This is a genomic window from Mesorhizobium sp. WSM4310, assembly GCF_007003935.1.
Taxonomy (GTDB): domain Bacteria; phylum Pseudomonadota; class Alphaproteobacteria; order Rhizobiales; family Rhizobiaceae; genus Mesorhizobium.
Genome location: NZ_VFTA01000014.1, coordinates 41,837 through 67,953, shown reverse-complemented (window position 1 = coordinate 67,953; position 26,117 = coordinate 41,837). Strand labels below are relative to the sequence as shown.

Here is a 26,117-nt window from a genome sequence, read left to right as displayed (position 1 = left end):
TCACGCGCGGAACAGGTGCCTCGCCGCGACTGAAAAAGGAAGCGCAATGGACGATCATGGTGAATCGGCGACGCTGCTGGCCGGGCTTTCCGGCGCGCTGACGGCGTTCGGCCACCGGCTGATGGCGCGGGTCTATTATGCCGACACCGATTTCTCCGGTGTCGTCTACCACGCGCGCTATCTCGAATTTCTCGAGCGCGGCCGCTCCGACTATCTCAGGCTCACCGGGGTGCATCACACGGAACTCGCCGACGGCAAGCATGGCGAGAAGATCGTCTGGGTGGTGCGCCGCATGGAGATCGACTTCCGCAGCCCCGCCCGCATCGACGACATCCTGACCGTCGACACCCGCACCGACACCATTTCCGGCGCGCGCATCTTCATGGCGCAGCAGCTCAAGCGCGGCGACGAGGTGCTGGTCGAAGCCAAGGTCGAGGCGGCGATCATCGGCGAGAATGGCCGGCCGAGGCGTTTTCCCAAGGAGTGGGTCGCGGCGTTCATGCCCAAGGTGGGCTGATATTCAGGTGATGCCGGCCGGCAAACGGCGGCTTCCTGCGCTTCCCCGTTTTACTGCGTCGCAGCAGAACGGCGCTCCCAGAAGTACGCTCCGCTCCGGTTCTCGGAGCCCACCATTTTCGACTCGGCCTAGCCTGAATCTCAACCCACCTTTGAGCGTCGTATGAGTTGACGCAGGCCCGGTTCGGGGACTGGCAGGCGCGGCAATGCGCCGCGCCTTATTCACTAACCCATCCTTAACCATAACGGTTCATGAAGAGATTGGTGAAGATTGGCGCTGTCCAGCGCCTTCCTTTCACCAATATTTGCCCTGAAAAGGCCGCTAACGGCACGGTTTGGGGCGTCCGGTAGCTTCGTGCGAACCGACCACAAGGGATGCCAGGGGCCAGCCGCCAGCTTCGCCCGGAAAATCTTAAGGACGTAACGATGGAAAATATCGCACTCGCCGAACCGGGCGCGCAATTGTCGATTTGGGCGCTGTTCATGCAGGCCAGCTGGGTGGTCAAGCTAGTCATGATCGGGCTGCTCTGCGCCTCGGTCTGGACCTGGGCGATCATCATCGACAAGCTTGTTGCCTATGGCCGGATGCGGCTGGCGCTGAACCGCTTCGAGCAGGTCTTCTGGTCCGGGCAGTCGCTGGAGGAACTCTACCGCACACTCGCCGACCGCAAAACCTCAGGCATGGGCGCCATTTTCGTCGCCGCCATGCGCGAGTGGAAGAAGAGCTTCGAGAAAGGCGCCAAGACGCCGCTCGGGCTGCAGACCCGCATCGACAAGGCAATGGACCTGGCGCTGACCCGCGAGATGGAGAAGCTGGAGGGCCGCCTCGGCTTCCTCGCCACCACGGGCTCGGCGGCCCCGTTCATCGGTCTGTTCGGCACGGTCATCGGCATCATGACCTCGTTCCAGGCCATTGCCGGCTCCAAGAACACCAGCCTTGCGGTTGTCGCACCCGGCATCGCCGAGGCGTTGCTGGCGACGGCCATCGGCCTGCTCGCCGCCATCCCGGCGGTCATCGCCTACAACAAGCTGTCATCGGATGCGAGCAAGCTCGCGGTGCGCATGGAAGGGTTCTCCGACGAGTTCTCCGCCATACTCTCGCGCCAAATCGATGAAAAAGTCGCGCCGAAGGCCTGAGGAGTAGCTGATGGGTATGTCCGTAGGCATGGCTGGACGCGGCGGGCGCGGCCACAGGCGGCGCGGCCGTCACCATGGGCTGATGTCGGAGATCAACGTCACGCCGATGGTCGACGTGATGCTGGTGCTTTTGATCATCTTCATGGTCGCCGCACCGATGCTGACGGTCGGCGTGCCGATCGACCTGCCCGACACGCAGGCCAAGGCGATGAATGCCGACACGCAGCCGATCACCGTTTCGATCAACGCCACCGGCCAGATCTATCTCCAGGAAACCGAGATCCCGATCGAAGAGCTGGTGGCCAAGCTGCAGGCGATCTCGAAGACCGGCTACGAGGAGCGCATCTTCATCCGTGGTGACAAGTCCACCGACTACGGCACGGCGATGAAGGTGATGGCCCGCATTTCGGCCGCCGGCTACAAGAATATCGGCCTGGTTTCGCTGCAGGAACAGGATCAATAGACGCGCGATGAAGACCGGCCTCACCACATCGGTGATCTTGCACACGGCGGTGCTGGCCTTCGGCCTGTTCACGCTGTCGGCGCCGGCCGCGCTTCCGTCCGCCGATGTCGAGTCGGTCGCGGTCGATATCGTGCCGATGGAAGCCATCGCGCAGACGCTGCAGGGCGACAAGAAGGCCGTGATGCATGAAAAGCCGGCGCCGCTGCCGACGCAGCGCCCGGATATCGTGCCGGCTTCGCAGAAGGTCGGCGAGAACAGCGTCGACACCGACAAGCCGATAACGCCGGAGGCCAAGCCGAAGCCCGTCGACATGACCTCGGCCCCGCCCCCCGCGCCGACCCCCAAAGAGACGCCGAAGACCGAGGACGTACCGAAGCCGCAGGAAAAGCCGAAGCCCATTCCGGCGACGGAAGTGGCGCCCGCGCCGACGCCCAAGGAAGAGGTCAAGCCCGAGCCGGTCAAGCAGACCGAGCCGAAGCCGACGCCGGCCAAGCCGGCGCCGACCCCGCCGCCGCAGGACAAGACCGCTGCCATCGATCCGACACCCGAGGTCAAGCCGGATGCCGTCGCCGAGGCCATAGCCAAGGATCCGCCGACCGAAGAGACGCAATTGCCGAGCTCGGCGCCCGCGCCGGAAGCGCGGCCGAAGCCACAGCCGGCACAGGCTGAAAGCGCCAAGGCGCCTGAACGCAAGGATGCCGACAAGCCGGTCAAGGAAGCGTCGTCGAAGCCGAAATCCGACGACAAGCAGTTCAACGCCAACGAGATCTCCGCGCTCCTCGACAAGCAGAAGCCGTCCGGCGGCGGTGCCAAGCGCTCGACGCAGCAGGCCTCGCTCGGCGGTGACAAGGACCAGGGCCAGAAGCTGTCGAAGTCGGAACAGGGCGCCCTGGAAAGCCAGTTGGGTGGTTGCTGGACATTGCCTGTCGGCCTCGAGGGCTCGGAGAATTTCGTCGTGGTCGTGCGCTTCAACCTGGACAACTCCGGCAAGCTCGATGGCCGTCCGTCCGTTGAAAAGTCGAGCGGCAACCGGCAGTTCGATGAAAGCGCGGTTCGTGCGGTTCAGAAATGCGACGTGGCCGGCCTGCAGGTTCCTGCCGGCAAGCAGGACATCTGGAACGACATCCGGGTCACTTTCGATCCAAGGGAGATGCTCGGCCTCTAGGCCTGGCGCCCAACCAATCAAAAGAAGAGAAGCGAGAAGATATGAGATCCTTCCTCAAGCCGCTCCTGACGATTGCAGCCGTGGCGCTGGGCATGACGGCGGTAGTCCCCATGCCGGCGTGGGCGCTCGTCGAGCTCAACGTCAACAAAGGCAATGTCGAGCCGCTGCCGATCGCCATCACGGATTTCCAGGGCGGCGACGCGCTTGGCGCGCAGATCTCTCAGATCGTCACGGCCGACCTGAAGCGCTCGGGCCTGTTCGCGCCGATCGACAAGAGCGCCTTCATCGAGAAGATCTCGAACCCGGATGCCGCACCCCGCTTCGACGACTGGAAGGTGATCAACGCGCAGGCGCTGGTCACCGGCAGCGTCAGCAAGGAGGCCGATGGCCGCATCCGTGCGCAGTACCGGCTTTGGGACACTTTCGCCGGACAGCAGATGTCGGGTGAGCAGTTCTTCGCCAACGACGCCAACCAGCGCCGCGTCGCCCACATCATCGCGGACGCCATCTATGAACGGCTGACCGGCGAGAAGGGCTACTTCGACACGCGCGTGGTGTTCATCGACGAATCCGGCGCCAAGAACGCGCGCAAGAAGCGCCTGGCCATCATGGACCAGGACGGCGCCAATGTCCGCTATCTCTCGGACGGCCGGTCGATCGTGCTGACGCCGCGTTTCTCGCCGAACCGGCAGGAAATCACCTACATGTCCTATGAGAGCGGCCAGCCGCGGGTCTATCTCCTGCAGATCGAGACCGGGCAGCGCGAACTGGTCGGCAATTTCCCCGGCATGACGTTTGCGCCGCGCTTCTCGCCCGACGGCCAGAAGGTGATCATGAGCCTGCTGCGCGACGACGGCAATTCCAACATCTTCGCCATGGACCTGCGCAGCCGCTCGACGACGCGGCTGACCAACTCGACCGCCATCGACACCTCGCCCTCCTATTCGCCCGACGGCAGCAAGGTGGTGTTCACCTCGGACCGCGGCGGCCGCGCGCAGATCTATGTGATGGGCGCCGACGGCTCGGGCCAGACCCGAATCTCCTTCGGCGACGGCGTCTATTCAACGCCGGTGTGGTCGCCGCGCGGCGATCTCATCGCCTTCACCAAGCAGACCGGCGGCGAATTCCAGATCGGCGTCATGAAGACCGACGGTTCCGGCGAGCGCATTCTGTCGTCCGGTTTCCAGCAGGAAGGACCGACCTGGGCGCCAAACGGCCGCGTGCTGATGTTCTTCCGCGACTCCAATGGCGGCCCGAAGCTGGTTTCTGTCGATCTCACCGGCCGCAATGAGCAGCCGATCCCGACCGCGAACTTCGCGTCGGATCCGGCCTGGTCGCCGCTGCTGGAATAGCGTCGGCCGAATTGCCACAGATGCTGAAAAGGGGCCGTTTCGGCCCCTTTTCCATGCCTTCGTCGCGTTTTGGCCGCATTTCCGCCTAGGGTCCGCGCCAACTGTGACCCCGATCAAAAGGTTGCGGACGGGCAGCCTAAACCAAATTTTAACCGTGTTTCTTGAATGCCGGTTAACCCAAACGTGGTTACTGGGTGATCAACGAAATCACTCGAAATGCGAAGGAGAGGCGGCATGGGCCGTATCGCAGCACTTACCAGAAACCCGGTCATGATCGCGCTGGTGGCGATGCTCGCCATTGCCGGTTGCGCTTCGAAGAAGACGCCCAACAGCGCCGCCGATCTTGGCCTCAACGGTGCCGGTGCCGCAACGCCCGGCTCGGCGCAGGATTTCACCGTCAACATTGGCGACCGGATCTTCTTCGATACGGACTCGTCCTCGATCCGCGCCGACGCGCAGACGACGCTCGCCCGCCAGGCGCAGTGGCTGAACCAGTACAAGCAGTATGCCATCGTCGTCGAAGGTCATGCCGACGAACGCGGCACGCGCGAGTACAATTTGGCGCTCGGCGCCCGCCGCGCCGCCGCCGCCCGCGACTTCCTCGTTTCCAAGGGTGTCGCTTCCAGCCGCCTGAAGACCATTTCCTACGGCAAGGAACGTCCGGTCGCGGTGTGCGACGACATCTCCTGCTGGTCGCAGAATCGCCGCGCCGTCACCACGCTCAGCGGCGCCGGTTCCTGAGTTGGCCGCGCGTCGGGAGACGCGATCGCGCCGACTGGCAAAAATGCAACACAGCTTTGCGAAAGGCGGCCTCCGGGCCGCCTTTTTCATATCCGGGTGACCGAAACAAAATTTGGCCGAAGTCTCGCGTCCTGCTATGAGCCGAGGGCGCCTGGCTGGTCCCATCCTGATTGGAAGGCGCGAACAGACAAACGACACACGGCGAGAGGCACATGCATTTGAGATCGGTTCTGAGCGGCACGCTTGCGGCGCTGCTCCTATCAGGCTTCACCGCCGTGGCAAGCGGTCCGGGGGCAAGCGGCCCAGGGCAGTCAACCGACAGCGGCTTTTCCTTCCATCTGCCGAGCCTCGAGTTGCCGAGCCTCTTCGGCGACAAGAAGAAACCCGACCAGGTCCAGCTCGCGCAGCAGTCGAACGGCGCCGGCGCCACCGGGCTCGAGGACCAGCTGCGCCAGATGAACGGCAAGATCGAAGAGCTCAATTTCCAGATCCTGCAGATGCAGGAACAGATGCGCAAGCAGCAGGAAGACAACGAGTTCCGCTTCCAGCAGCTTGAAGGCGGCGCGCAAGGCGGACAGCCTCCGGCGCAGAAGAAATCCGACGCCACCACCGACACCAACGCCGACGTGGCGGCGGCCCCGGCTACCCAGGCTCCGGCCGATGCCGGCACCGCGTCCGGCGCCAATCAGTCCGCGGGCGGCAAGACGGTCGAGGACGTCATCGTCGAATCGCCGGATGGCGACCCCGGCAAGGTGATCCCCGGCACGGGAGCCCCGGAAAAGACCTTTGGTTCCATCACCGTCGACAAGAACGGCAATGTGATCGACGCCGGCGGCAACACCCAGTCGACCGCGCCGGCGCAAGATGGCGCCCCGGCCACCGGCGCTCCGGCCAAGGCCGGCAAGTCCAATGGCACGATCGTCGCGGCGCTGCCCTCCACCAAGGACCCGGAGGAACTCTACCGCAATTCCTACCAGTTCATCCTGTCGGGCGACTATAGCACCGCCGAACAGGGTTTTCGCGATCATATCTCGCGCTTCCCGCGCGATGCGAAGGCGGCGGACGCGCATTACTGGCTGGGTGAATCGCTGCTTGGCCAGCAGAAATACCGCGACGCGGCCGAAGTCTTCCTCGCCGCCAGCAAGGACTACCCCAAGGCCAAGAAGGCGCCCGACATGCTGTTGAAACTTGGCGTGTCGCTGGTCGGCCTCAAGCAGCACGACGTCGCCTGCGCCACCTTCAGCGAAGTCGGCAAGCGCTACCCCGACATCTCCAGTGCACTCAAGGAACGCGTCAAGCAGGAGAAGGCCCTGGCTGCGTGCTGATGGACCGCGACCGCTTTTGGACGACATGCGTTGATGCTCGACACCGAGCCTGATCTTTCGACCAGACTTTTTTCGCCTATCGATTTTACCCGCGGCGCCATTGCGGCCGTGTCCGGCGGCAGTGACTCGACCGCCCTGCTTCTCCTTCTCAAACAGCATCTCGACCGAACCGCATCGTCAGCGAAGCTGCTGGCCGTGACGATCGACCATGGCCTGCGCCAGGGTTCGGCGGCCGAGGCGCAAGCCGTGGCGAAGTTGTGCGCCGAGCGCGGCATTGCCCACCGCACCCTGACGTGGTCCGGGCGCAAGCCATTGACCGGCCTGCCGGCGGCGGCGCGCGAAGCGCGCTACCATCTGCTGGCCGAGGCGGCGCGCGCGGAAGGCATCGGCCTGATCGTCACCGGTCATACCGCCGACGACCAGGCCGAGACGGTGCTGATGCGGCATGCACGCGGCCGGGAGCTTGCCGACATGGCAGGCCGTGGGCTTGCCGGCATGGCGCCGGCCACCCTCTATGACTGGCGCGAGTGGATCGTTCGCCCACTTCTGGAGATGCGGCGCTCGGCGCTTCGCGATTTCCTGCGGCATGAACATGTTGGCTGGGCCGATGACCCGACCAATATCGACGAGGCCTTCGAGCGGCCGCGCGTGCGCGCAGCACTTGCCGGCGAAAGTGCCGGCCACATGGAGAATGCGCTGCGGCTCGCGGGCCAAGCCGCCGTCGAGCGCAGGCAGCTTGGCGCCAGCGCTGCCGATCTGATCCATCGCTTCGCCAGCCAGCCGTGCACGGGTCTCGTCCGGCTCGATCCGGCAATGCTGACCGCGGACGACGGCCGGGCGCCCGCCTATGCGTTGCGCATCCTGCTGGCCACCGCCGGAGGCGGTGCCTTCCTGCCGGACCAGGCGCGCAGCGAGGCGCTGTTGGGCCGGCTGAAGGCCGGATTTCTTTGCGCCACATTGTCGCGGACGGTGGTCGATTTCCGGCGAACCGGTCTCTTCCTGCGCCGCGAGGCGCGGGGTTTGCCGCCCGCCGCAACCGCTGTCGACAACACCATCTGGGACGGCCGCCGCCACATCACATTGAACGACAGGTCCGGCGCATTGTTGATCGCACCGTTGGGCGTGACAGCTGCGAGGCGGCTGGCGATCGATGATGGAAAAACCCCGGCAAGCCTGATGCGCGCCGCAATGGCCGCGGAACCGACATTGCGACAAGCCCTTGAAAAGCCTGGTTCGCCGCAGGGCGGGCCGGGGTCGCTGGCGTTCGCGGCGCGACCGGTCGTGTCGCCTTTTTCCCGCTTTCTGCCGTCCTTCGATCTGGCGCCGGCGCGGGCCGTCGCCGAACTGATCGGCGCGTCACCGCTTCCCGCTTCGCCATTGGGCGGCCACAGTGCCGATTGATGGTGGCCGAAAGCTTAACCCAGACGTGCTGTTCTGCTTGGCAAGGGGAGACGCTCTCCCTATGTTAGGCTCAAGTTTCCTCTCATGATGCTGTCCGTGCGCGGACGCCAACGGGACAATTGATGAATCCGAACTATCGCAACCTCGCGCTCTGGGCGATCATAGCGGTCCTGCTCATCGCTCTCTTCAATCTGTTCCAGACGCCGCAGACGCGCGGGGCTTCGAGCGATGTGCCTTATTCGCAGTTCCTGCAGGATGTCGCGGCCGGCCGGGTCAAGACGGTGACCATTGCGGGCGCCCGCATCACCGGCACCTACACCGACAATTCCACCGGCTTCCAGACGTATTCGCCCGGCGATCCCCAGCTGGTCTCGCGGCTGCAGGACAAGAACGTCACCATCAATGCGCGGCCCGAGACCGACGGTTCCAATTCGCTGTTCGGCTACCTGATCTCCTGGCTGCCGATGATCCTGATCCTCGGCGTCTGGATATTCTTCATGCGCCAGATGCAGTCTGGATCAGGGCGCGCCATGGGTTTTGGCAAGTCGAAGGCCAAGCTTCTGACGGAGGCGCATGGCCGCGTCACGTTCCAGGACGTCGCCGGCGTCGACGAAGCCAAGGAAGATCTGGAAGAGATCGTCGAGTTCCTGCGCGATCCGCAGAAGTTCCAGCGTCTCGGCGGCAAGATTCCGCGCGGCGTGCTTTTGGTCGGCCCTCCCGGCACCGGCAAGACGCTGCTCGCCCGCTCGGTCGCCGGAGAAGCCAACGTGCCGTTCTTCACCATTTCGGGTTCGGACTTCGTCGAGATGTTCGTCGGCGTCGGTGCAAGCCGTGTGCGTGACATGTTCGACCAGGCCAAGAAGAACGCGCCCTGCATCATCTTCATCGACGAAATCGACGCGGTCGGGCGCCACCGCGGCGCCGGCCTCGGCGGCGGCAATGACGAGCGCGAGCAGACGCTGAACCAGCTGCTGGTCGAGATGGACGGCTTCGAATCCAACGAAAGCATCATCCTGATCGCCGCCACCAATCGTCCCGACGTGCTCGATCCGGCGCTGCTGCGTCCGGGTCGTTTCGACCGCCAGGTGGTGGTGCCGAACCCCGATATCGTCGGCCGCGAGAAGATCCTCAAGGTGCATGTGCGCAACGTGCCGCTGGCCCCCAATGTCGATCTCAAGGTTGTCGCGCGTGGCACGCCGGGCTTCTCCGGCGCCGACCTGATGAACCTTGTCAACGAATCGGCGCTGATGGCGGCGCGGCGCAACAAGCGCCTCGTCACCATGGCCGAGTTCGAGGATGCCAAGGACAAGATCATGATGGGCGCCGAACGCCGCTCATCGGCCATGACCCAGGCCGAGAAAGAGCTGACCGCCTATCACGAAGCCGGCCACGCCATACTGGCGCTCAACGTGCCGTCAGCCGACCCGCTGCACAAGGCCACCATCATTCCGCGTGGCCGCGCGCTCGGCATGGTCATGCAGTTGCCGGAAGGCGACCGCTATTCGATGAGCTACAAATACATGATCTCGCGCCTTGCCATCATGATGGGCGGCCGCGTTGCCGAGGAGTTCAAATTCGGCAAGGAGAACATCACTTCGGGCGCCTCTTCCGACATCGAGCAGGCAACCAAGCTGGCGCGCGCCATGGTCACGCGCTGGGGCTTCTCCGACAAGCTCGGCCATGTCGCCTATGGCGACAATCAGGAGGAAGTGTTCCTCGGCCATTCGGTGGCGCGCACGCAAAACATCTCGGAAGAGACCGCGCAGATCATCGACGCCGAAGTGCGTCGCCTGATCGACGAGGCCTATTCGACAGCAAAGTCCATCCTGACCAAGAAGAAGAAGGAATGGATCGCGCTGGCGCAGGGCCTGCTCGAATACGAGACGCTGTCGGGCGACGAGATCAAGCAGCTGATCGCCGGCGAGAAGCCCGCGCGCGATCTCGGCGACGACACGCCGCCCAGCCGCGGCTCGGCCGTGCCGAAGTCCGGCGGCCGCCGCAAGAAGGGTCCCGAGCCCGAAGGCGGCATGGAGCCACAGCCGTCGAGCTGAGCCGGGGCGGACAGCAGATCCTCGGGACAAGCCCGAGGATCACGGCTCAACGTCTGCGTGACCGCTTTATCCGCCGTATTCCATTTTTATGATTCAGCTTTCAGCCGCGCATTGCACAGGCTGTAATAACCGCCGCCCTTCTGGATCCAGCGAAGGCCGTTCAACGTACCCGCGTCCTTGTTGCCGTGGTAACCCTGCAGGCAGGTCTTCATCCGCGCCTTCGCGGGCTTTTCGGTCTTGAACTCGGCGGCGAGGGTGGTTGGGAATGTCACGCCTGCCGGCGCTACAGTGGGGGCGACCGCCGCGTCGGATTCCTTTTTCGGCTGCGGCGCGGTTTTGACGGTATCGCCGTTGACACTCTCCGCAGCGGGCGTCGCGCATTTCTCCTTGCGGAAAGCGGCCCAGTCCATGCCGTTCAGAGTGCCGCCTTCTTTGGCTGTCCGATAGGTCTCGCCGCATTCCTTCATCGTCAGTGCGCTTGCAGGGGCGACGCTCCAAGCAACCGATGCCGTCACAGCCAATACCGCCAATTTCAAATTGGGCATAAGATCCTCCCGGTTGATAACAAGTTAGACATCCTTTTGTATACTGTTTGTTCCTGATATGTTCAATTAGAATCTTTGGGAGCTAGCGATAAGGGCCGGCGGTGGGCAGTGTGGGCGAATTGATGCCGACAGCTCCCGCGATAGATGCGAGCAAGGCCGCGGGCGTCGTCGCGAGCAATAAAAGGCCCGCGAAGCAGATGCATCGCGGGCCTTTGCCTGTCCTTGCCAGACTTTCCGTCTAACTCAATTCGATCTCAACCGGCTCATGCCTCATCGATCCGGGGGAATGCGTAGCTTAGCCCTTCAGCTTGGCATTGCACAGGCTGTAGAAGCCGCCGCCCTTCTGGATCCACTTCAGGCCGCCAAGCGCATTGGCGTCCTTGAGGGCATAGTACTGGTCGAGGCAGGTGTGCATGCGACCCTTTCCGGGGGTCTCGCTGGCATATTTCGGCGAGATCGCGGACGGGAAGGTGACGCCCTTGGGCGCAACCGTCGTCGGCTTCGCCGGCTCCTTGGTGTAATTTGCTTCACTCGGGGCAGGCACGGTGTCGTCATCCGAGGCGCTGGCGCCGCATTCGGCCTTGCGGAAGTCGTTCCACTTCATGCCCTTCAGGGTGTTCGCCGTCTTGGCAGCCTGGTACTTGGTGCTGCACTCGGCCATGCTCAGGCCCTTGCCGCCACTGTCGGCGGGAGCCGCGGCTGCCTTGGTGGTTGCCGGCTTGGTGGTGTCAGCGGCGGCGGATGCGCCGGCGGCGCATTCGGTCTTGCGGAAGTCGTTCCACTTCATGCCGTTCAGCGTGCCGGCGGCCTTCGCCGCCTGGTACTTGGCGCTGCATTCCTTGGCCGTCAGCCCCTTCGCGGCGCCCGCGTCGGCGGCCGCTGCCTTGGCTGCCTTGGCCGGCTTGGTTTCGGCGGCCTTCTTGGTATCGGCCGGCTTGGTGTCCGTGGTGGCGGCGGCATCGGTGCCGCATTGCGCCTTGCGGAACTGGTTCCAGGTCTGGCCGGCCAGTGTCCCCGCATCCTTGGCGGCGTTATACTTCGTGCTGCACTCGGCCATCGTCAGTGCGTTGGCTGGCGCGGCCAGGAACAACGTCACTACGGCGAGGCCGGTCAAAGCGGCAAGTCGGTGGATGAGCATAGCGTTTCTCCATTGCAGCAGCCCATTATACGTCCCTGCGAATCAATAACGCTCAACGGTCGGTTGCGCCAGATGCTAAGTGGCGTATATATCGCCCAAAGCTTGCTCCTCCCGATAAGGTGATGAAATCATTGTGCCTTACCGGGTCAAAAACAAGATTTTCCGCGTGCAGCTGCGGCATATAGCTCGCAGAACTGGTATATTGCAGCGCCGCGGTGCCATCATGTTGGGCTGCTGCCTTTTTGTGTGCAGCGCACAACAATGATTTTCTAAGGATTGGTAACATATAATCACACAATGTGATCATGGCTCGCCGGTCAATTATGGCATTAAAGCGCCGGCAAAGAACCTTCAGGGAATTGAACTCGCATGGCAGGGAATTACTTCGGCACGGACGGCATTCGCGGGCGCGCCAACAAGTTTCCGATGACCGCGGAGATCGCCATGCGGGTCGGGATGGCCGCTGGCCTTTCGTTCCAGCGCGGCAGCCACCGCCATCGCGTCGTTTTGGGCAAGGACACCAGGCTTTCCGGCTACATGATCGAGAATGCGATGGTGGCGGGTCTCTGCGCCGCCGGCATGGACGTGTTCCTGCTCGGTCCGATCCCGACCCCGGCCGTCGCCATGCTGGTGCGTTCCCTGCGCGCCGATATCGGCGTCATGATCTCGGCCTCGCACAATCCCTATTACGACAACGGCATCAAGCTGTTCGGTCCGGATGGCTACAAGCTTTCGGACGAGATCGAAGAGCGCATCGAGAGCATGCTCGACAAGGATATCGAACTGACACTCGCCGATTCCGACGGGCTTGGCCGCGCCAAGCGTGTCGATGGCGTGCATGACCGCTATATCGAGTTCGCCAAGCGTACGTTGCCGCGCTCGATGTCGCTTTCGGGCCTCAGGATCGTCGTCGATTGCGCCAATGGCGCGGCCTACAAGGTGGCGCCCGAGGCGCTGTGGGAGCTCGGCGCCGAGGTCGTGGCCATCAATGTCGAACCCAACGGCTTCAACATCAACAAGGAATGCGGCTCGACGCATCCGGCCGGCCTGCAGAAGAAGGTGCATGAAGTGCGCGCCGATATCGGCATCGCGCTCGATGGCGATGCAGACCGCGTCGTCATCGTCGACGAGAATGGCGCTATCGTCGACGGCGACCAGATCATGGCGATGATCGCCGAGTCCTGGCACCAGAGCGGACGGCTTGCCGGCGGCGGCGTGGTATCGACGGTCATGTCCAATCTCGGCCTCGAACGCTTCCTCGGCGACATGAAACTGCAATTGCACCGCACCAAGGTCGGCGACCGCTATGTCGTGGAGCATATGCGCGCGCATGGGCTCAATGTCGGCGGCGAACAGTCCGGCCACATCGTGCTGTCGGACTTCTCGACCACCGGCGACGGCCTAGTGTCGGCGCTGCAGGTGCTGGCCTGCATCAAGCGCCAGGGACGCCCAGTCAGCGAACTGTCGAAGAAATTCGAGCCGGTGCCGCAACTCTTGAAGAATGTCCGTATCGCCGGCGGCAAGCCGCTCGAGGAAGCTCCGGTCAAGGCCGCGATCGAGGATGCGCGCAACCGTCTCGGCAAGGCCGGGCGTCTGGTCATCCGTCCGTCCGGCACCGAGCCGCTGATCCGTGTCATGGCCGAAGGCGACGATCCGCAACTGGTCGAGGCCGTCGTCAACGACATTGTCGAGGTCATTTCGGAGACCCGCAGCGCAGCCTGATCTCCAGCGCGCCCTCAGCGTGTTTCACCGGTTCACGGAATTGCTCTGGGGGTCACGTCACTGCTCCGGTTGCATATCCAGGCCCGCCATTTCGGCGGGCTTTTTTATTGGCCGGAGAGCGACCCCTTACTATCGAAATCATGCCCGGATTCCTCGAATTTTAGAGATTCGTGGTTAACCGACAGGGTTAAACGCCTTTTAACTTTTCCAATTCATTATCCACGCCTGAAAGCCAATCTCGTTCGGACGCGATCGCGTTCCGAGGGTTCCTAGGGGTGACAAGCATGTTCAATACAGCAAGAAAGGCCCTGTTCGCGTTGCTGTTCGCGGGCCTGGCCTGGCCGGTGTTCGCGGCCGACCTGCCTGAGCCGCAGGTAGAAGAGGCACCGCCGCCGGTCTACGAACAGCCGGTCGACGTCGGCGGCTGGTATATCCGCGGCGACATCGACTATCACAAGTCCGATGTGCGCGGCATCGACTACATGACCTACGGCATCGATCCCTGTAATTGTACGGTCATACCGGGCGGCAAGAGTTTCGACTACGGCAAGCTCAAGGGCGGCTTCTCGCTCGGCGGCGGTGTCGGCTACAAGATCAACGATTACCTGCGTACGGACGTAACCGCCGACTACTGGTTCAAGTCGAACTTCAACGGCGGCACCTCGGATCTCGTCTCGACGTCGACCGAAGTGTCGAAGATGAGCGCCCTGCTGCTGCTGGCCAATGCCTATGTCGATATCGGCACCTGGCACGGCATCACGCCTTATGTCGGCGCCGGTATCGGCGGCGCGCACGTCAAGTGGGATACCGTCTACGACCCGAACACCACCGAGACCAACCCCGGAGCATCCAACTGGCGCTTCGCTTACGCTCTGATGGCCGGTGCCTCCTACTGCTTGACTGACAAGATCATCCTCGATGCGGGCTATCGTTTCTCCCATATTCAGGGCGGCCGCATGTTCGAATGGGATGCGAGCAGCACCGGCCCGGGTTTCGACCGCGGCTTCAACACCCACGAGGTGCGCGGCGGCCTGCGCTATCAGTTCGGTGGCAACAATGGGTGCGCGGCACCGGTGGTGGCCTACCAGCCCGAACCTGAGCCGGTCTACACCAAGTAAGAAATCTACAGCTTCCAATATACACGAACCGCCCGGCTTGACCGGGCGGTTTTCGCTTGAGCTGTCGCCAATGAAGCGCCCTGACAGGGAGGGCAATTTAGGCGCTATGTATTAGCTGAGATGAATTCGCTAACGCTCTATTAGCCTTAACCGTGACTTAACCACTATGGTTAACAATGCTCCCTGAAACGATGGCTGCCGTGTTGATCGCAGGTGTCGTCAAATCCGGGAGTCGGGGACTATGACACTCACATCGCGTACTGTGCTGGCGCTTGCCGGACTCGGTCTCTTGCCGCTGACGCCGGCAATCGCCGCCGACTACGATCCGCCGATCTATACCGATCAGGCGCCCGACTATGTGCCGGTCGAGGTCGGCTCCGGCTGGTATCTGCGCGGCGACGTCTCCTATCTGGTGCAGAAGAGCTTCAAGAACGATGATTTCGCCTTCACGCCGGCGAGCTTCGACGAAAAAGAAGATCCGATCTTTGCCAGCATCGGCTTTGGCTACCACTTCAACGACTATCTGCGCGCCGATCTCAATCTCGGCTATCTGCCCGGCAACAAGATCGGCGTTGGCTATGATGATTCGGGATCCACGATCGCGTATACCCAAGCGTCGGCTGACCTGAAGAATTACGCCTACTCGCTCATGCTCAACGGCTATGTCGACCTTGGCACTTATGTCGGGATCACCCCTTATCTGGGCGGCGGCGTCGGAATCGTACAGAGCACGCGCAAGCTCTCGGCCAGCTATTTCACCAACAATTTCGATCCCACCGACGATTTCGAGCAGACCGACGACAAGACGAAGTACTCCTTGGCCTATACGCTCAATGCCGGCCTTGCCTACCAGGTGTCGAAGAACGTTTCGGTCGACCTCGGCTATCAGTATTTCTCCGCCCCGGATGCCGAATATGTCACGGCCGCAAGTCTGACCTCCTTCCCCGTCCACAAGGGCATCAGCAATCACCAGATCAAGCTCGGACTGCGCTACGATCTCTGGTAGGCCAGGGACCGGGCGAGACTTTAGCGGCGGATCCCAGCGGTCCGCCGTTCGCGTTTGAGATCACGCGATCCTGATCACGGATCGCCGGTATCCCGGCAGCGACAAAAACTTTCCTCTTGACGCCCGAGGCCTGAACGCATATCGCCGTCCGTGGGCCACCCCTCCCCAACGAGGGGCCACTATCTGGAAGGATAGACCACGATGACGACGCATACGAAACCCGGACTCCGTCCGGCAAACCCCAATTTCTCCTCAGGTCCTTGCGCAAAACGCCCCGGCTGGTCGGTCGAGGCGCTCAAGAATGCCGCGCTCGGCCGTTCCCACCGCGCCAAGATCGGCAAGACCAAGCTCGAACAGGCGATCGAGCTGACGCGCGAAATCCTCCGGGTTCCGGCCGACTACCGCATCGGCATCGTGCCGGCGTCGGACACAGGCGCCGTCGAGATGGCGCTGTGGTCGCTGCTCGGCGAGCGCGGCGTCGACATGGTCGCCTGGGAAAGCTTCGGCTCCGGCTGGGTCACCGACGTGGTCAAGCAGCTGAAGCTGCCCGACGTGCGCAAGCTCGAGGCCGGCTATGGCGAGTTGCCGGATCTGGCCAAGATCGATTTCGACCGCGACGTTGTCTTCACCTGGAACGGCACCACGTCGGGCGTGCGCGTGCCGAATGGTGACTTCATCCCGGCGGATCGCAAGGGCCTGACCATCTGCGACGCCACTTCGGCGGCTTTCGCGCAAAGGCTCGATTTCGAAAAGCTCGATGTCGTCACTTTCTCCTGGCAGAAAGTGCTGGGCGGCGAGGGCGCGCATGGCATGCTGATCCTGTCGCCCCGAGCCGTCGCGCGGCTGGAGAACTACAAGCCTTCATGGCCGCTGCCGAAAATCTTCCGCCTGACCTCCGGCGGCAAGCTGATCGAGGGCATTTTCAAGGGCGAGACCATCAACACGCCGTCGATGCTGTGTGTCGAGGACTATCTCGACGCGCTGCACTGGGCGAAGTCGATCGGCGGCCTCGATGCACTGGTCGCCAGGGCGGATGCCAATGCTGCCGTGCTCGACGGATTTGTCGACAAGTCCTCCTGGCTCGGCCATCTCGCCGTCCAGCCGGCGACGCGGTCGAACACGTCGGTCTGCTTGTCCTTCACCGATGCCCATGTGGCGACGCTCGACGCCGACGGTCAGGCGGCTTTCGCCAAGGGGCTGGTCTCGGCGCTCGACAAGGAAGGTGTCGCCTACGACATCGGCTCCTATCGCGACGCGCCTCCGGGCCTGCGTATCTGGTGCGGTGCGACGGTCGAGACATCGGATCTCGAGGCGCTGCTGCCCTGGCTCGACTGGGCCTTCGCCGCGCAGAAGGCGTCGCTGAAAGCGGCGGCCTGAGACTTTCCGTGGCGGCCCGCGGGCCGCCCGTTCCCGGATCAATCCCATTTCAAGGAGGCCGCAATGGCGCCCCGCGTTCTCGTCTCTGACAAACTCTCTCCCACCGCCGTGCAGATCTTCAAGGATCGCGGCGTCGAGGTCGACTATCTGCCAGACCTCGGCAAGGACAAGGAAAAGCTGCTCGAAGTGATCGGCCAGTATGACGGCCTCGCCATCCGCTCGGCAACCAAGGTCACCGAAAAGCTGATCAACGCCGCCACCAGGCTCAAGGTCATCGGCCGCGCCGGCATCGGCGTCGACAATGTCGATATCCCGGCGGCGAGCCGCAAGGGTATCATCGTGATGAACACGCCCTTCGGCAATTCGATCACGACAGCCGAGCATGCCGTGGCGATGATCTTCGCGCTGGCGCGCCAGATCCCGGAAGCCAACGCCTCGACCCATGCCGGCAAGTGGGAGAAGAACCGCTTCATGGGTGTCGAGATCACCGGCAAGACGCTGGGTGTCATCGGCTGCGGCAATATCGGCTCGATCGTCGCCACACGCGGCGTCGGACTGAAGATGCATGTCATCGCCTTCGACCCGTTCCTGTCGGACAAGCGTGCCGAGGAGCTCGGCGTCGACAAGGTCGAGCTCGATGAGCTGTTCGCTCGCGCGGACTTCATCACGCTGCACACGCCACTGACCGACAAGACGCGCAACATCATCGACGCCGGGGCAATCGCCAAGATGAAGAACGGCGTGCGCATCATCAATTGCGCGCGCGGTGGGCTGATCGTCGAGGCCGATCTGATCGCGGCGTTGAAGAGCGGCAAGGTGGCGGGCGTCGGCATCGACGTGTTCGAGGTGGAGCCGGCCGAGCAGAACGCCCTGTTCGGCATGGAAAACGTGGTGGCGACGCCGCATCTCGGCGCCTCGACGGCGGAAGCGCAGGAGAATGTCGCGCTGCAGGTCGCCGAGCAGATGTCGGACTATCTGATCAAGGGCGCGGTCTCCAACGCCATCAACATGCCGTCGATCACGGCGGAAGAAGCGCCGCGGCTCAAGCCCTTCGTCAAGCTCGCCGAAGTGCTCGGCGCCTTTGTCGGCCAGGTCACCGAGGATCCGATCACGGAGGTCGAGATCCTGTTCGACGGCTCGACCGCGACGATGAACACGCGCGCGCTGATCAGCGCGACGCTGGCCGGGCTGATCCGGCCGCAGGTCTCCGACGTCAACATGGTTTCGGCGCCGATCATGGTGAAGGAGCGCGGCATCATCGTCGCCGAGGTCAAGCGCGACAAGTCGGGCGTGTTCGACGGCTACATCAAGCTGACGGTCAAGACCGAGCACAGGACGCGCTCGATCGCCGGCACCTGCTTCTCGGACGGCAAGCCACGCTTCATCCAGATCAAGGGCATCAACCTTGACGCCGAGGTCGGCCAGCACATGCTCTACACCACCAATGCCGATGCCCCCGGCATCATCGGCCTGCTCGGCACGGTGTGCGGCGAGAATGGTGTCAACATCGCCAACTTCCAGCTTGGCCGCAACCGGCCGGGCGGCGACGCCATAGCGCTGCTCTATCTCGACGCGCCGTTCCCGGAAAAGGTGCTGGAGCAGGTGCGGGCGCACAAGTCGATCGATTCGGCCAAGCGGCTGCAGTTCGACGTCGGCGGGATCTGACCCCCGGCTTTTCGCCAAGATCAGAAGGCGCGGCGTCTGTCGCGCCTTCCTGCTGCTCAGCGCGCCCTGGCCTGCCGGGTCATCGCGCTCTTGCGCCCGCTATGTTCGGCAAGCCCGATGCCGCCCAGCACGAGCACAAGCGCCAAGGCCTGATAGAGCTGGAACGTCTCGCCGACGATCAGCACCGAAAGCAGCGTGCCGAAGATCGGCACCAGGTTGATGAACAGGCCGGCGCGGTTGGCGCCGATCAGCTCGTTGCCCCTGATGTAGGTTATCTGCGAGACGACCGAGGCGCCGATGGCGGTGTAGACGATGACCGTCCAGCCGCGTGCGTCGGGCACGATGGCCTTGCCGGCGGCGACCTCCCACAGCAGGAAGGGCAGCGAGGTGATGAGCGCGGCGATCGACATGGCCAGCATCAGGCTCTGCCAGCGCAGCGCCGGCTTCAGCCGCAGCCCGACCGAATAGCCGCTGTAGAGGACGACCGCCACCAGCATGATGGCGTCGCCGAAATTGAGCTCCAGCGTCAGCAGCCGGCGCGGATCGCCGTGGCAAGCGGTCAGGATCACGCCGGCGATGGTCAGCACGACGCCGGCGATCTGCGCCAAGTTCACGCGCAGCCGGAAGAAGACGAAATTGGCCGTCATGATCAGGATCGGCATCGCCGCCTGTTCGATCGAGACGTTGATCGCCGTCGTGTAGTTGAGTGCCGTGTAGAAGATCACGTTGAACAGCGTGAAGCCGCTGGCGCCGAGTGCCGCCAGAACGAGCCAGTGCCGGCGCACCACGGACCAGTCCTCCTGGATCGTGCGCCAGCCGAGCGGCAGCAGGATCGCCACTGCCAGCAGCCAGCGCAGGAAGACCAGCATCATCGGCGAGACGTGATCGACCGCCAGCTTGCCGGCCACCGAATTGCCACCCCACAGCAAGGTGGTGAGCAGCAGGAATAAGTAGGCGCTTCGATGCATCGCAGGATTCCGGCCGCGACGGATGCGTCGCGGTGTTTGCCGGCCTATTGCCCCTCTCAGCCCAAGTAAATGATGTCAAAGCCGAAAATTGTTGTGCCTCAGGGCATTTTCGGCGGCAAAGAAAGGTCGCGCTCGCGAGGTCTTGACGCTATAGAGGCCTGTCGTTTCGAACCATATCCAAGCCGCTCGGCGGCGTCTCAAGGGAAAAGAAACATGGCCAATGTGGTGGTCGTCGGCTCGCAGTGGGGCGACGAAGGCAAGGGCAAGATCGTCGACTGGCTGTCGGAGCGCGCCGATGTCGTGGTGCGTTTCCAGGGTGGCCACAATGCCGGCCACACGCTGGTCGTTGACGGCAAGGTCTACAAGCTGTCGCTGTTGCCGTCCGGCGTCGTGCGGCAGGGCAAGCTGTCCATCATAGGCAATGGCGTGGTCTTCGACCCGCATGCTTTCGTGGCCGAAGTGTCAAAGCTCAAGGCGCAGGGCGTCGAAGTGACGCCGGATCGCCTGAAAATAGCCGAAAACACAGCGCTTATCCTGTCGCTGCACCGGGAGCTGGACGGATTCCGCGAGGACGCCGCGTCAAATTCCGGAACGAAGATTGGCACGACCCGCCGGGGCATTGGTCCGGCCTATGAGGACAAGGTGGGTCGGCGCGCGGTGCGGGTGATGGATCTGGCGGATTTGGAAACGCTGCCCCTGAAGGTCGACAGGCTGCTGACGCATCATAACGCGCTGCGCCGCGGGCTTGGCCATGGCGAAGTCACGCATGACGCGATCATGGCCGAATTGACCTCGGTCGCCGACGAGATCCTGCCCTACATGGACCGTGTCTGGAAGATCCTCGACGACAAGCGCCGCGCCGGCGAGCGCATCCTGTTCGAAGGCGCGCAAGGCACGCTGCTCGACATCGACCACGGCACCTATCCGTTCGTCACCTCGTCCAACACGGTGGCCGGCCAGGCCGCCGCCGGCTCGGGCGTCGGTCCAGGCGCCATCGGTTATGTCCTTGGCATCACCAAGGCCTACACGACGCGCGTCGGCGAAGGTCCGTTCCCGACCGAACAGAAGAACGAGATCGGCGAATTCCTCGGCACGCGCGGCCATGAATTCGGCGTCGTCACCGGACGCAAGCGCCGCTGCGGCTGGTTCGACGCGGTGCTGGTGCGCCAGGCTGTCGCCGTCAACGGCATCAAGGGCATCGCGTTGACCAAGCTCGACGTGCTCGACGGGCTGGACGAGATCAAGGTCTGCACCGGCTATCGCCTCGACGGCGAGATGATCGATTACCTGCCTGCGAGCCAGGGCGCGCAGGCCCGTGTCGAACCGGTCTATGAGGCGCTGGAAGGGTGGAAAGGCACCACTGCCGGCGCGCGCAGCTGGAACGACCTTCCGGCCCAGGCCGTCAAATATGTCCGATACATAGAGGAGTTGATCGGCGCGCCGGTGGCCCTCCTCTCCACCAGCCCGGAACGGGACGATACGATACTTGTGACCGATCCGTTTCAAGACTAGTTTCTGAAGCCTTTCCGGGCATCACGGCTGATTTGCGGGGGCCGGCGCGGAAGCAAAATACAGGTCGACTGAAGCATGGCAGATTTTGTTGCTGTTCTGAAAAAGGCGCTCGACAAGCACGGTGACGAGACGCCTGAAAAGCGTACGCGCATCTATGACAGCGTTCGTTCCATGCTGGCCAAGAAGCTCGCGGAATATTCGCCGCCGCTGGCCACCGAAGCCATAAGCGCGCAAAAGCGCTCACTGGAAAACGCCATTACGAGCGTCGAGCGCGAGTATGCCAAGAGCGTGCCGGAAACGGACCCGCTCGCGGAGCTGGAGCACATCTTTTCCTCGATCGACCGCAACAAGAACCAGCCGAGCCACACGCGCCAGCCGGTGAAGGCGGAGCCGGCGTGGCCGGCACCGCCAGCCGCCAAGGCCGAGCCTTACCGTCCCGCGCCGCCGCCTGCCGCCACGCCGCAACCTTACCAGTCCGCGCCTTCGCCCGTGGCCAAGGCCGAGCCAGGCTGGCAGAAACCCACGCCGGTGCAACCGGTGGCCCCCGATCTCGCCGATCCTGCCTTGCCGGGCATGGATACGGACCAGGACGATGATCGCGCCGACGTCTTCCCGGACGATGAGGAACCGGCGGCAGCCGATACTTTCCGCCTGCGCCCTGCCGAGCGCAAACGCAGCTATGGCGGACTGATCGCCGCCGTCGTGGCCTTGCTGGTCGTTGCCGGCGGCGGCTATGGCATCTGGCTCAACAAGGACGCCTTCAGCAAGATGCTGGGCCTCGACGGCAGCAAGGTCGTCGCCAAGACCGAACCCGTGAAACCGGCGCCGGCCAAGCCGGCGACCGACGCCCCGGCGGCGCCAGCGCCCGCGGCAGGTGCCGAGGGGACGAAATTCACGCAGCGGCTGACGCCCGAAGGCGGCGAAACCGACCCCGGCCCGGCCGCTGGCCAAACCGGCATAGGCGAGGGTGAATCCGTCGCAGCGCTGACGACACCGCCATCGGCGACGAATGCCCCGGCCAATCCGCCCCCGGCCGCAGCCGCGCCCGCGCCAGCCGCGGCGGCGCCTGCCGCGACCGCACCCGCACCCGCGGCTGGCACCGCGCCCCCCGCGACCCCGCCTGCCGACAGCGCCGCACCAGCCGCGCCGGCCAATGCCGCCGCCACGCCACCGCCCGCTCCGGCGGGCGCCACGCCCGCGGCACCGGCGGCTGCCCCAGCGACGCAGACCTCGGTGCCGGTCGGCCAGAAGGCGATCTTCTATGAGGAGCGCACCAGCACCGCGCAGGGTTCGGCCGAGCCCGGCAGCATCGTCTGGTCGCTGGTGCAGGAATCGCCCGGTGGCGACCTGCCGCCCGAGCCGGCGATCCGCGCCGAGGCGACCATACCCGGCAAGGACATCCAGCTGCGCATGACCATCCGCCGCAACACCGACCAGACGCTGCCAGCCAGCCATATCATCGAGATGATCTTCCTGACGCCCGACGGTTTCGAGGGCGGCGGCGTCGACAACATATTGCGCGTGGCGATGAAGAGCTCCGAGCAGGATGCCGGCAGCCCGCTGATCGGTATACCCGCCAAGATCGCCGACGGCTTCTTCCTCGTCGCGCTCAACGACACCAAGGCCGACGAGGATGCCAACATGACCTTGCTGCGCGGCCAGGACTGGATCGACGTGCCGGTCGTCTACAAGACCGGGCGCCGGGCGCTGCTGACCATGGAAAAAGGCATTCCCGGCGAGAAGGTGTTCGACGAGGCGATCAAGGCCTGGCAGGCGAAGACGGCGGGCTGAGAAGGCGGCGCAACGGTCGCCCTCACTCAGAAACCCTGGAACAGCATGTCGAGCGCGGCGGCGATGTCGCCATGATGGTTGCAAAGGTTTCCTTCCGGGCTCTGCAATTCAGAGGCACTGAAGGCTGACAAAAACTGTGTGACCATTACATGATCTTTGCCGTTTATAGCGAAGGTCGGGTTCAGTCGGCGGCCGGGAACCGGCGCTGTCTCTGGCGGCATCAAGGGAATGATGACCCTCGTGCTCAGCCTTTCAAGAAGGTCTGACTGCACATCCAGCAGATAACCATCGCCCTCGGCATTCCGATAAAAGTCGTAACGCGCCGTCAGAACGGCCGGTGTTTGGCCAATGGCAGTCCGTTGCGGCTGACATATTCATTGGAGCTTTCGATGGCTTCCTTGTTTTCTTCCTGCCATCGGCGCGATTTTTCCGCCGCTATCGCTTTCGCGATACCTGCCTCGGCAGCGCGGGAGATGTCGACGCCCAACGCCTTGGCGTCTTTGATCAATTGAGAGTCAATGGACGTGTTGACGGACGTCCTCTGAGGTTTTGGTGCCGATTGAAGCATGGAGACGTCCTTCTTTATGCGCACAATATGCGCGCACAAAAGGCCGCATACAATCGTTCACCCCTCCATCTCCTCGCGCAGCATCTCCAGTTCCAGCCACTCTTCCTCGAGCGCGGCCAGCGTCGCGCGTTCCTTGTCGAGGGCGGCGATGGTCTTCTGGAAAGAGGCCGGGTCGCGCTCGTAATAGGCCGGGTCGGCGATGTTGTTCTCCAGCCGCGAGATCGAAGCGGTCACCGCCTCGATTTTCTTGGGCAGCGATTCCAGAGCGAATTTCTGCTTGAACGACAGTTTCTTCGCCGGCCCTTTCGGGGCTGCCGGTTCGCTCCTGTCCGTCGCCGGCGCATCGGCGGCTTCAGCCCTGGCGCGCGCCTTGCGGTCGTCGAGCCTGGTGCCGCCGCGCTGCGCCAGCATGTCGGAATAGCCGCCGGCATATTCGATCCAGCGGCCGCCGCCATCCGGCGCGATGATGCTGGTCACGGTGCGGTCGAGAAAATCGCGGTCGTGGCTGACCAGGATGACGGTGCCGGCGAAGCCGGCGACCAGTTCCTGCAGCAGTTCCAGTGTCTCCATGTCGAGATCGTTGGTCGGCTCGTCGAGTACCAGGAGGTTCGCCGGCCGCGCCAGCACGCGCGCCAGGATCAGCCGCGCCCGCTCGCCGCCGGACAGTTCGCGCACCGGTGTGCGCGCCTGCTCCGGCTTGAACAGGAAATCCTTCATGTAGGAGACGACATGGCGCTGCTCGCCATTGATGACAAGGTTCTCGCCGCGCCCATCGGTGAGGTACTGCGCCAGCGTCTCCTGCGGATCGACCGCCTCGCGCTTCTGGTCGAGCGTGGCGATTTCCAGATTGGTGCCGAGCCGCACCGAGCCGGCATCCGGCGCCAATTCGCCAGTCAGCATCTTCAAAAGCGTCGTCTTGCCGGCGCCGTTCGGTCCGACGAGGCCGACGCGGTCGCCGCGCTGGATGCGGGTCGAGAAGCCCTTGACCACGGTGAGGTCGCCAAAGCTCTTCTCGATGTTCTTGGCTTCGATCACCAGCTTGCCGGATTCGGCGGCGTCGCTCGCCACCATGGTCGCGGTGCCTTCGGCGCCGCGATGGCCGCGGAAACGCTGGCGCATGGTCTGCAGCTCGCCCAAGCGGCGCATGTTGCGCTTGCGGCGTGCGGTCACGCCATAGCGCAGCCAGTGCTCCTCGCGCACGATCTGGCGGCCAAGCTTGTGCTGCTCGCGCTCTTCCTCTTCCAGCACCTGGTCGCGCCATTCCTCGAAATGGCCAAAGCCCTTGTCCAGCCTGCGGGTCTGGCCACGGTCCAGCCAGACGGTGGCGCGCGACACGCGCTCGAGGAAACGGCGGTCGTGCGAGATGACGATGAGCGCCGAGGAGGTGCGCACGAGCTCTTCTTCCAGCCATTCGATGACCGACAGGTCAAGATGGTTGGTCGGCTCGTCAAGCAACAGAATATCAGGCTCCGGCGCCATGACACGGGCCAGGGCCGCGCGCCTGGCCTCGCCGCCTGAGAGATCGCCCGGCCGTTCCTCGCCGGTGAGACCAAGATGCTCCATCAGATAGGAGGCGCGGTAAGGATCGTCGGCTGGCCCAAGCCCCGCCTCGACATAGGCGCGCACGCTGGCGAAACCTTCCATGTCGGGCATCTGCGGCAGATAGCGGACGGTTGCCGAGGGCTGGCGGAACACCTCGCCATCCTGCGGCTCGATCAGGCCGGCGGCGATCTTGAGCAGCGTCGATTTGCCGGACCCGTTGCGGCCGACCAGCGCGATCTTGTCACCAGCCGAAGCGGTCAAGGCGGCGCCGTCGAGCAGCGGTGCGCCGCCAAAGGTCAGTTTTATCCCGTCGAGATTGAGAAGGGGCGGGGCCATGTCAGCTTTCAGGTAGTGGATACGGATGCGCGAGCAGCAGCGCGCGGCCGTGGCCGAGCGCGATTTCGAGGCGGCCCTTGACCTCGTTGGAAATGGTCAGCGACGAACCGAAGGCCACCTCGACCTGGTCGAGCGGCCATTTGGCGCCGGTGACGGTCAGGCCGACAAGTTCGGAAAAGCCGAGGATCGAAAACAGCGTGCCGTCGGCATAGTCGAAGCCGGCCGTTCCCAACGCCAAGGGTACGCCTTCCTGCGCGCCGCTGGTCAACAGCACCTCCGTTCCGGCCTCGGCCAGGCGCAGGGCGAGCGCCAGATGCAGGAAAGCGTGGTCGGCGCGCTTGCCGCCGAACGCGCCCGCCAGCACCAGGCTGGTCGCGCCGCGCTCGCGTGCGGCGGCGATGGCCAGTTCGCCGTCGGTCTTGTCCTTCTCCGCCGGAAAGGTCCGGCGCGGCACGGCGGCGAGATCGTCAGGCAGGTCGGCCGGCACGGAATCGAAATCGCCCACCCACAATTCAGGCACAAGACCCAGAAGCCGCGCATGGCCGATGCCGGCGTCGGCGGCAATGACGCGCGAGCCTCCGACCTGGCGGTCGAGCCGGGGCGTGCGGATGAGATCGCCGCCAAGCAGAATGGTGAATGTGCTCATATCTGGTGGCCTGTACCAGCCCGGCAGCGGAA

23 protein-coding genes are annotated in these 26,117 nt (G+C 63.9%); 16 read left to right on the top strand and 7 right to left on the bottom strand.

Annotated features, from left to right (window positions below; genetic code table 11):
* Positions 1-46 precede the first annotated feature (46 nt).
* From ybgC to ftsH, 9 genes are all read left to right on the top strand, one after another.
* Positions 47-517, top strand: a complete 471-nt coding sequence (ybgC, locus tag FJV80_RS16885) for a tol-pal system-associated acyl-CoA thioesterase (RefSeq protein WP_095772055.1) — start codon at positions 47-49, stop codon at positions 515-517.
* 425 nt (positions 518-942) lie between these two features.
* Positions 943-1,653, top strand: coding sequence for a protein TolQ (gene tolQ / locus FJV80_RS16880; RefSeq protein WP_019861737.1), 711 nt, complete (start codon positions 943-945; stop codon positions 1,651-1,653).
* Positions 1,654-1,663: 10 nt separating this feature from the next.
* Positions 1,664-2,116 carry a protein TolR gene (gene tolR, locus FJV80_RS16875; RefSeq protein WP_027023582.1) on the top strand — a complete coding sequence of 151 codons (453 nt, stop codon included), beginning with the start codon at positions 1,664-1,666 and terminating at the stop codon, positions 2,114-2,116.
* 7 nt (positions 2,117-2,123) lie between these two features.
* The gene (locus FJV80_RS16870; protein WP_019861736.1) at positions 2,124-3,281 is read left to right on the top strand and encodes a TonB family protein; all 1,158 of its coding nucleotides are present in this window, start codon (positions 2,124-2,126) and stop codon (positions 3,279-3,281) included.
* A gap of 92 nt (positions 3,282-3,373) precedes the next feature.
* Positions 3,374-4,633: a Tol-Pal system beta propeller repeat protein TolB gene (gene tolB, locus FJV80_RS16865; RefSeq protein WP_245318095.1), complete on the top strand. Its 1,260-nt coding sequence runs from the start codon at positions 3,374-3,376 to the stop codon at positions 4,631-4,633.
* 234 nt (positions 4,634-4,867) lie between these two features.
* The gene (gene pal / locus FJV80_RS16860) at positions 4,868-5,374 is read left to right on the top strand and encodes a peptidoglycan-associated lipoprotein Pal (RefSeq protein ID WP_013892538.1); all 507 of its coding nucleotides are present in this window, start codon (positions 4,868-4,870) and stop codon (positions 5,372-5,374) included.
* A 212-nt stretch (positions 5,375-5,586) separates the two neighbouring features.
* Complete coding sequence (ybgF, locus tag FJV80_RS16855) at positions 5,587-6,699, top strand: tol-pal system protein YbgF (protein WP_142876986.1); 1,113 nt, start codon at positions 5,587-5,589, stop codon at positions 6,697-6,699.
* 33 nt (positions 6,700-6,732) lie between these two features.
* Positions 6,733-8,100 (top strand): tRNA lysidine(34) synthetase TilS, encoded by a 1,368-nt coding sequence (tilS, locus tag FJV80_RS16850; RefSeq protein WP_142876985.1) that lies wholly within the window; start codon positions 6,733-6,735, stop codon positions 8,098-8,100.
* Positions 8,101-8,222: 122 nt separating this feature from the next.
* Positions 8,223-10,151: an ATP-dependent zinc metalloprotease FtsH gene (ftsH, locus tag FJV80_RS16845; protein WP_019861731.1), complete on the top strand. Its 1,929-nt coding sequence runs from the start codon at positions 8,223-8,225 to the stop codon at positions 10,149-10,151.
* An 86-nt stretch (positions 10,152-10,237) separates the two neighbouring features.
* Here ftsH and FJV80_RS16840 read toward each other — a convergent pair whose 3' ends face one another.
* Positions 10,238-10,696, bottom strand: a complete 459-nt coding sequence (locus FJV80_RS16840; RefSeq protein WP_142876984.1) for a hypothetical protein — start codon at positions 10,694-10,696, stop codon at positions 10,238-10,240.
* A gap of 295 nt (positions 10,697-10,991) precedes the next feature.
* The gene (locus FJV80_RS35065) at positions 10,992-11,834 is read right to left on the bottom strand and encodes a hypothetical protein (protein WP_142876983.1); all 843 of its coding nucleotides are present in this window, start codon (positions 11,832-11,834) and stop codon (positions 10,992-10,994) included.
* 369 nt (positions 11,835-12,203) lie between these two features.
* Between FJV80_RS35065 and glmM the strand changes: the two genes are divergently transcribed.
* The 5 genes from glmM to serA all read left to right on the top strand — a co-directional run bounded on the left by glmM (position 12,204) and on the right by serA (position 18,722).
* On the top strand, positions 12,204-13,556 hold the full coding sequence (glmM, locus tag FJV80_RS16830; RefSeq protein ID WP_095772060.1) for a phosphoglucosamine mutase: 1,353 nt from the start codon (positions 12,204-12,206) through the stop codon (positions 13,554-13,556).
* Positions 13,557-13,840: 284 nt separating this feature from the next.
* Positions 13,841-14,674: an outer membrane protein gene (locus tag FJV80_RS16825; protein WP_095772061.1), complete on the top strand. Its 834-nt coding sequence runs from the start codon at positions 13,841-13,843 to the stop codon at positions 14,672-14,674.
* 241 nt (positions 14,675-14,915) lie between these two features.
* Complete coding sequence (locus tag FJV80_RS16820; protein ID WP_095772062.1) at positions 14,916-15,680, top strand: outer membrane protein; 765 nt, start codon at positions 14,916-14,918, stop codon at positions 15,678-15,680.
* Positions 15,681-15,881: 201 nt separating this feature from the next.
* Positions 15,882-17,057 (top strand): phosphoserine transaminase, encoded by a 1,176-nt coding sequence (locus tag FJV80_RS16815; RefSeq protein ID WP_095789893.1) that lies wholly within the window; start codon positions 15,882-15,884, stop codon positions 17,055-17,057.
* 63 nt (positions 17,058-17,120) lie between these two features.
* Positions 17,121-18,722 carry a phosphoglycerate dehydrogenase gene (serA, locus tag FJV80_RS16810; protein WP_095772064.1) on the top strand — a complete coding sequence of 534 codons (1,602 nt, stop codon included), beginning with the start codon at positions 17,121-17,123 and terminating at the stop codon, positions 18,720-18,722.
* A gap of 56 nt (positions 18,723-18,778) precedes the next feature.
* Here the strand turns inward: serA and FJV80_RS16805 are convergent, their stop codons facing one another.
* Positions 18,779-19,690 carry a DMT family transporter gene (locus FJV80_RS16805; RefSeq protein WP_142876982.1) on the bottom strand — a complete coding sequence of 304 codons (912 nt, stop codon included), beginning with the start codon at positions 19,688-19,690 and terminating at the stop codon, positions 18,779-18,781.
* Between the two features lie 213 nt (positions 19,691-19,903).
* Between FJV80_RS16805 and FJV80_RS16800 the strand changes: the two genes are divergently transcribed.
* Positions 19,904-21,202: an adenylosuccinate synthase gene (locus FJV80_RS16800; RefSeq protein ID WP_095772066.1), complete on the top strand. Its 1,299-nt coding sequence runs from the start codon at positions 19,904-19,906 to the stop codon at positions 21,200-21,202.
* A 75-nt stretch (positions 21,203-21,277) separates the two neighbouring features.
* Positions 21,278-22,993: a hypothetical protein gene (locus FJV80_RS16795; protein WP_142876981.1), complete on the top strand. Its 1,716-nt coding sequence runs from the start codon at positions 21,278-21,280 to the stop codon at positions 22,991-22,993.
* A gap of 26 nt (positions 22,994-23,019) precedes the next feature.
* On the opposite strand, the gene FJV80_RS16790 is transcribed toward FJV80_RS16795, so the two are convergent.
* Genes FJV80_RS16790 through FJV80_RS16775 form a run of 4 tightly spaced genes read right to left on the bottom strand, consistent with a single transcriptional unit; the run spans position 23,020 to position 26,085 of the window.
* Positions 23,020-23,322, bottom strand: coding sequence for a CcdB family protein (locus FJV80_RS16790; RefSeq protein WP_095772068.1), 303 nt, complete (start codon positions 23,320-23,322; stop codon positions 23,020-23,022).
* Positions 23,319-23,561: a type II toxin-antitoxin system CcdA family antitoxin gene (locus FJV80_RS16785; protein WP_095788062.1), complete on the bottom strand. Its 243-nt coding sequence runs from the start codon at positions 23,559-23,561 to the stop codon at positions 23,319-23,321. Before FJV80_RS16785 ends, FJV80_RS16790 begins: the two co-directional genes overlap by 4 nt.
* A 57-nt stretch (positions 23,562-23,618) precedes the next feature.
* A complete protein-coding gene (locus FJV80_RS16780) occupies positions 23,619-25,439 on the bottom strand; it encodes an ABC-F family ATP-binding cassette domain-containing protein (protein ID WP_142876980.1) in 1,821 nt (606 codons plus the stop codon).
* 1 nt (position 25,440) lies between these two features.
* Positions 25,441-26,085, bottom strand: coding sequence for a thiamine diphosphokinase (locus tag FJV80_RS16775; protein ID WP_095788030.1), 645 nt, complete (start codon positions 26,083-26,085; stop codon positions 25,441-25,443).
* Positions 26,086-26,117: the final 32 nt, after the last annotated feature.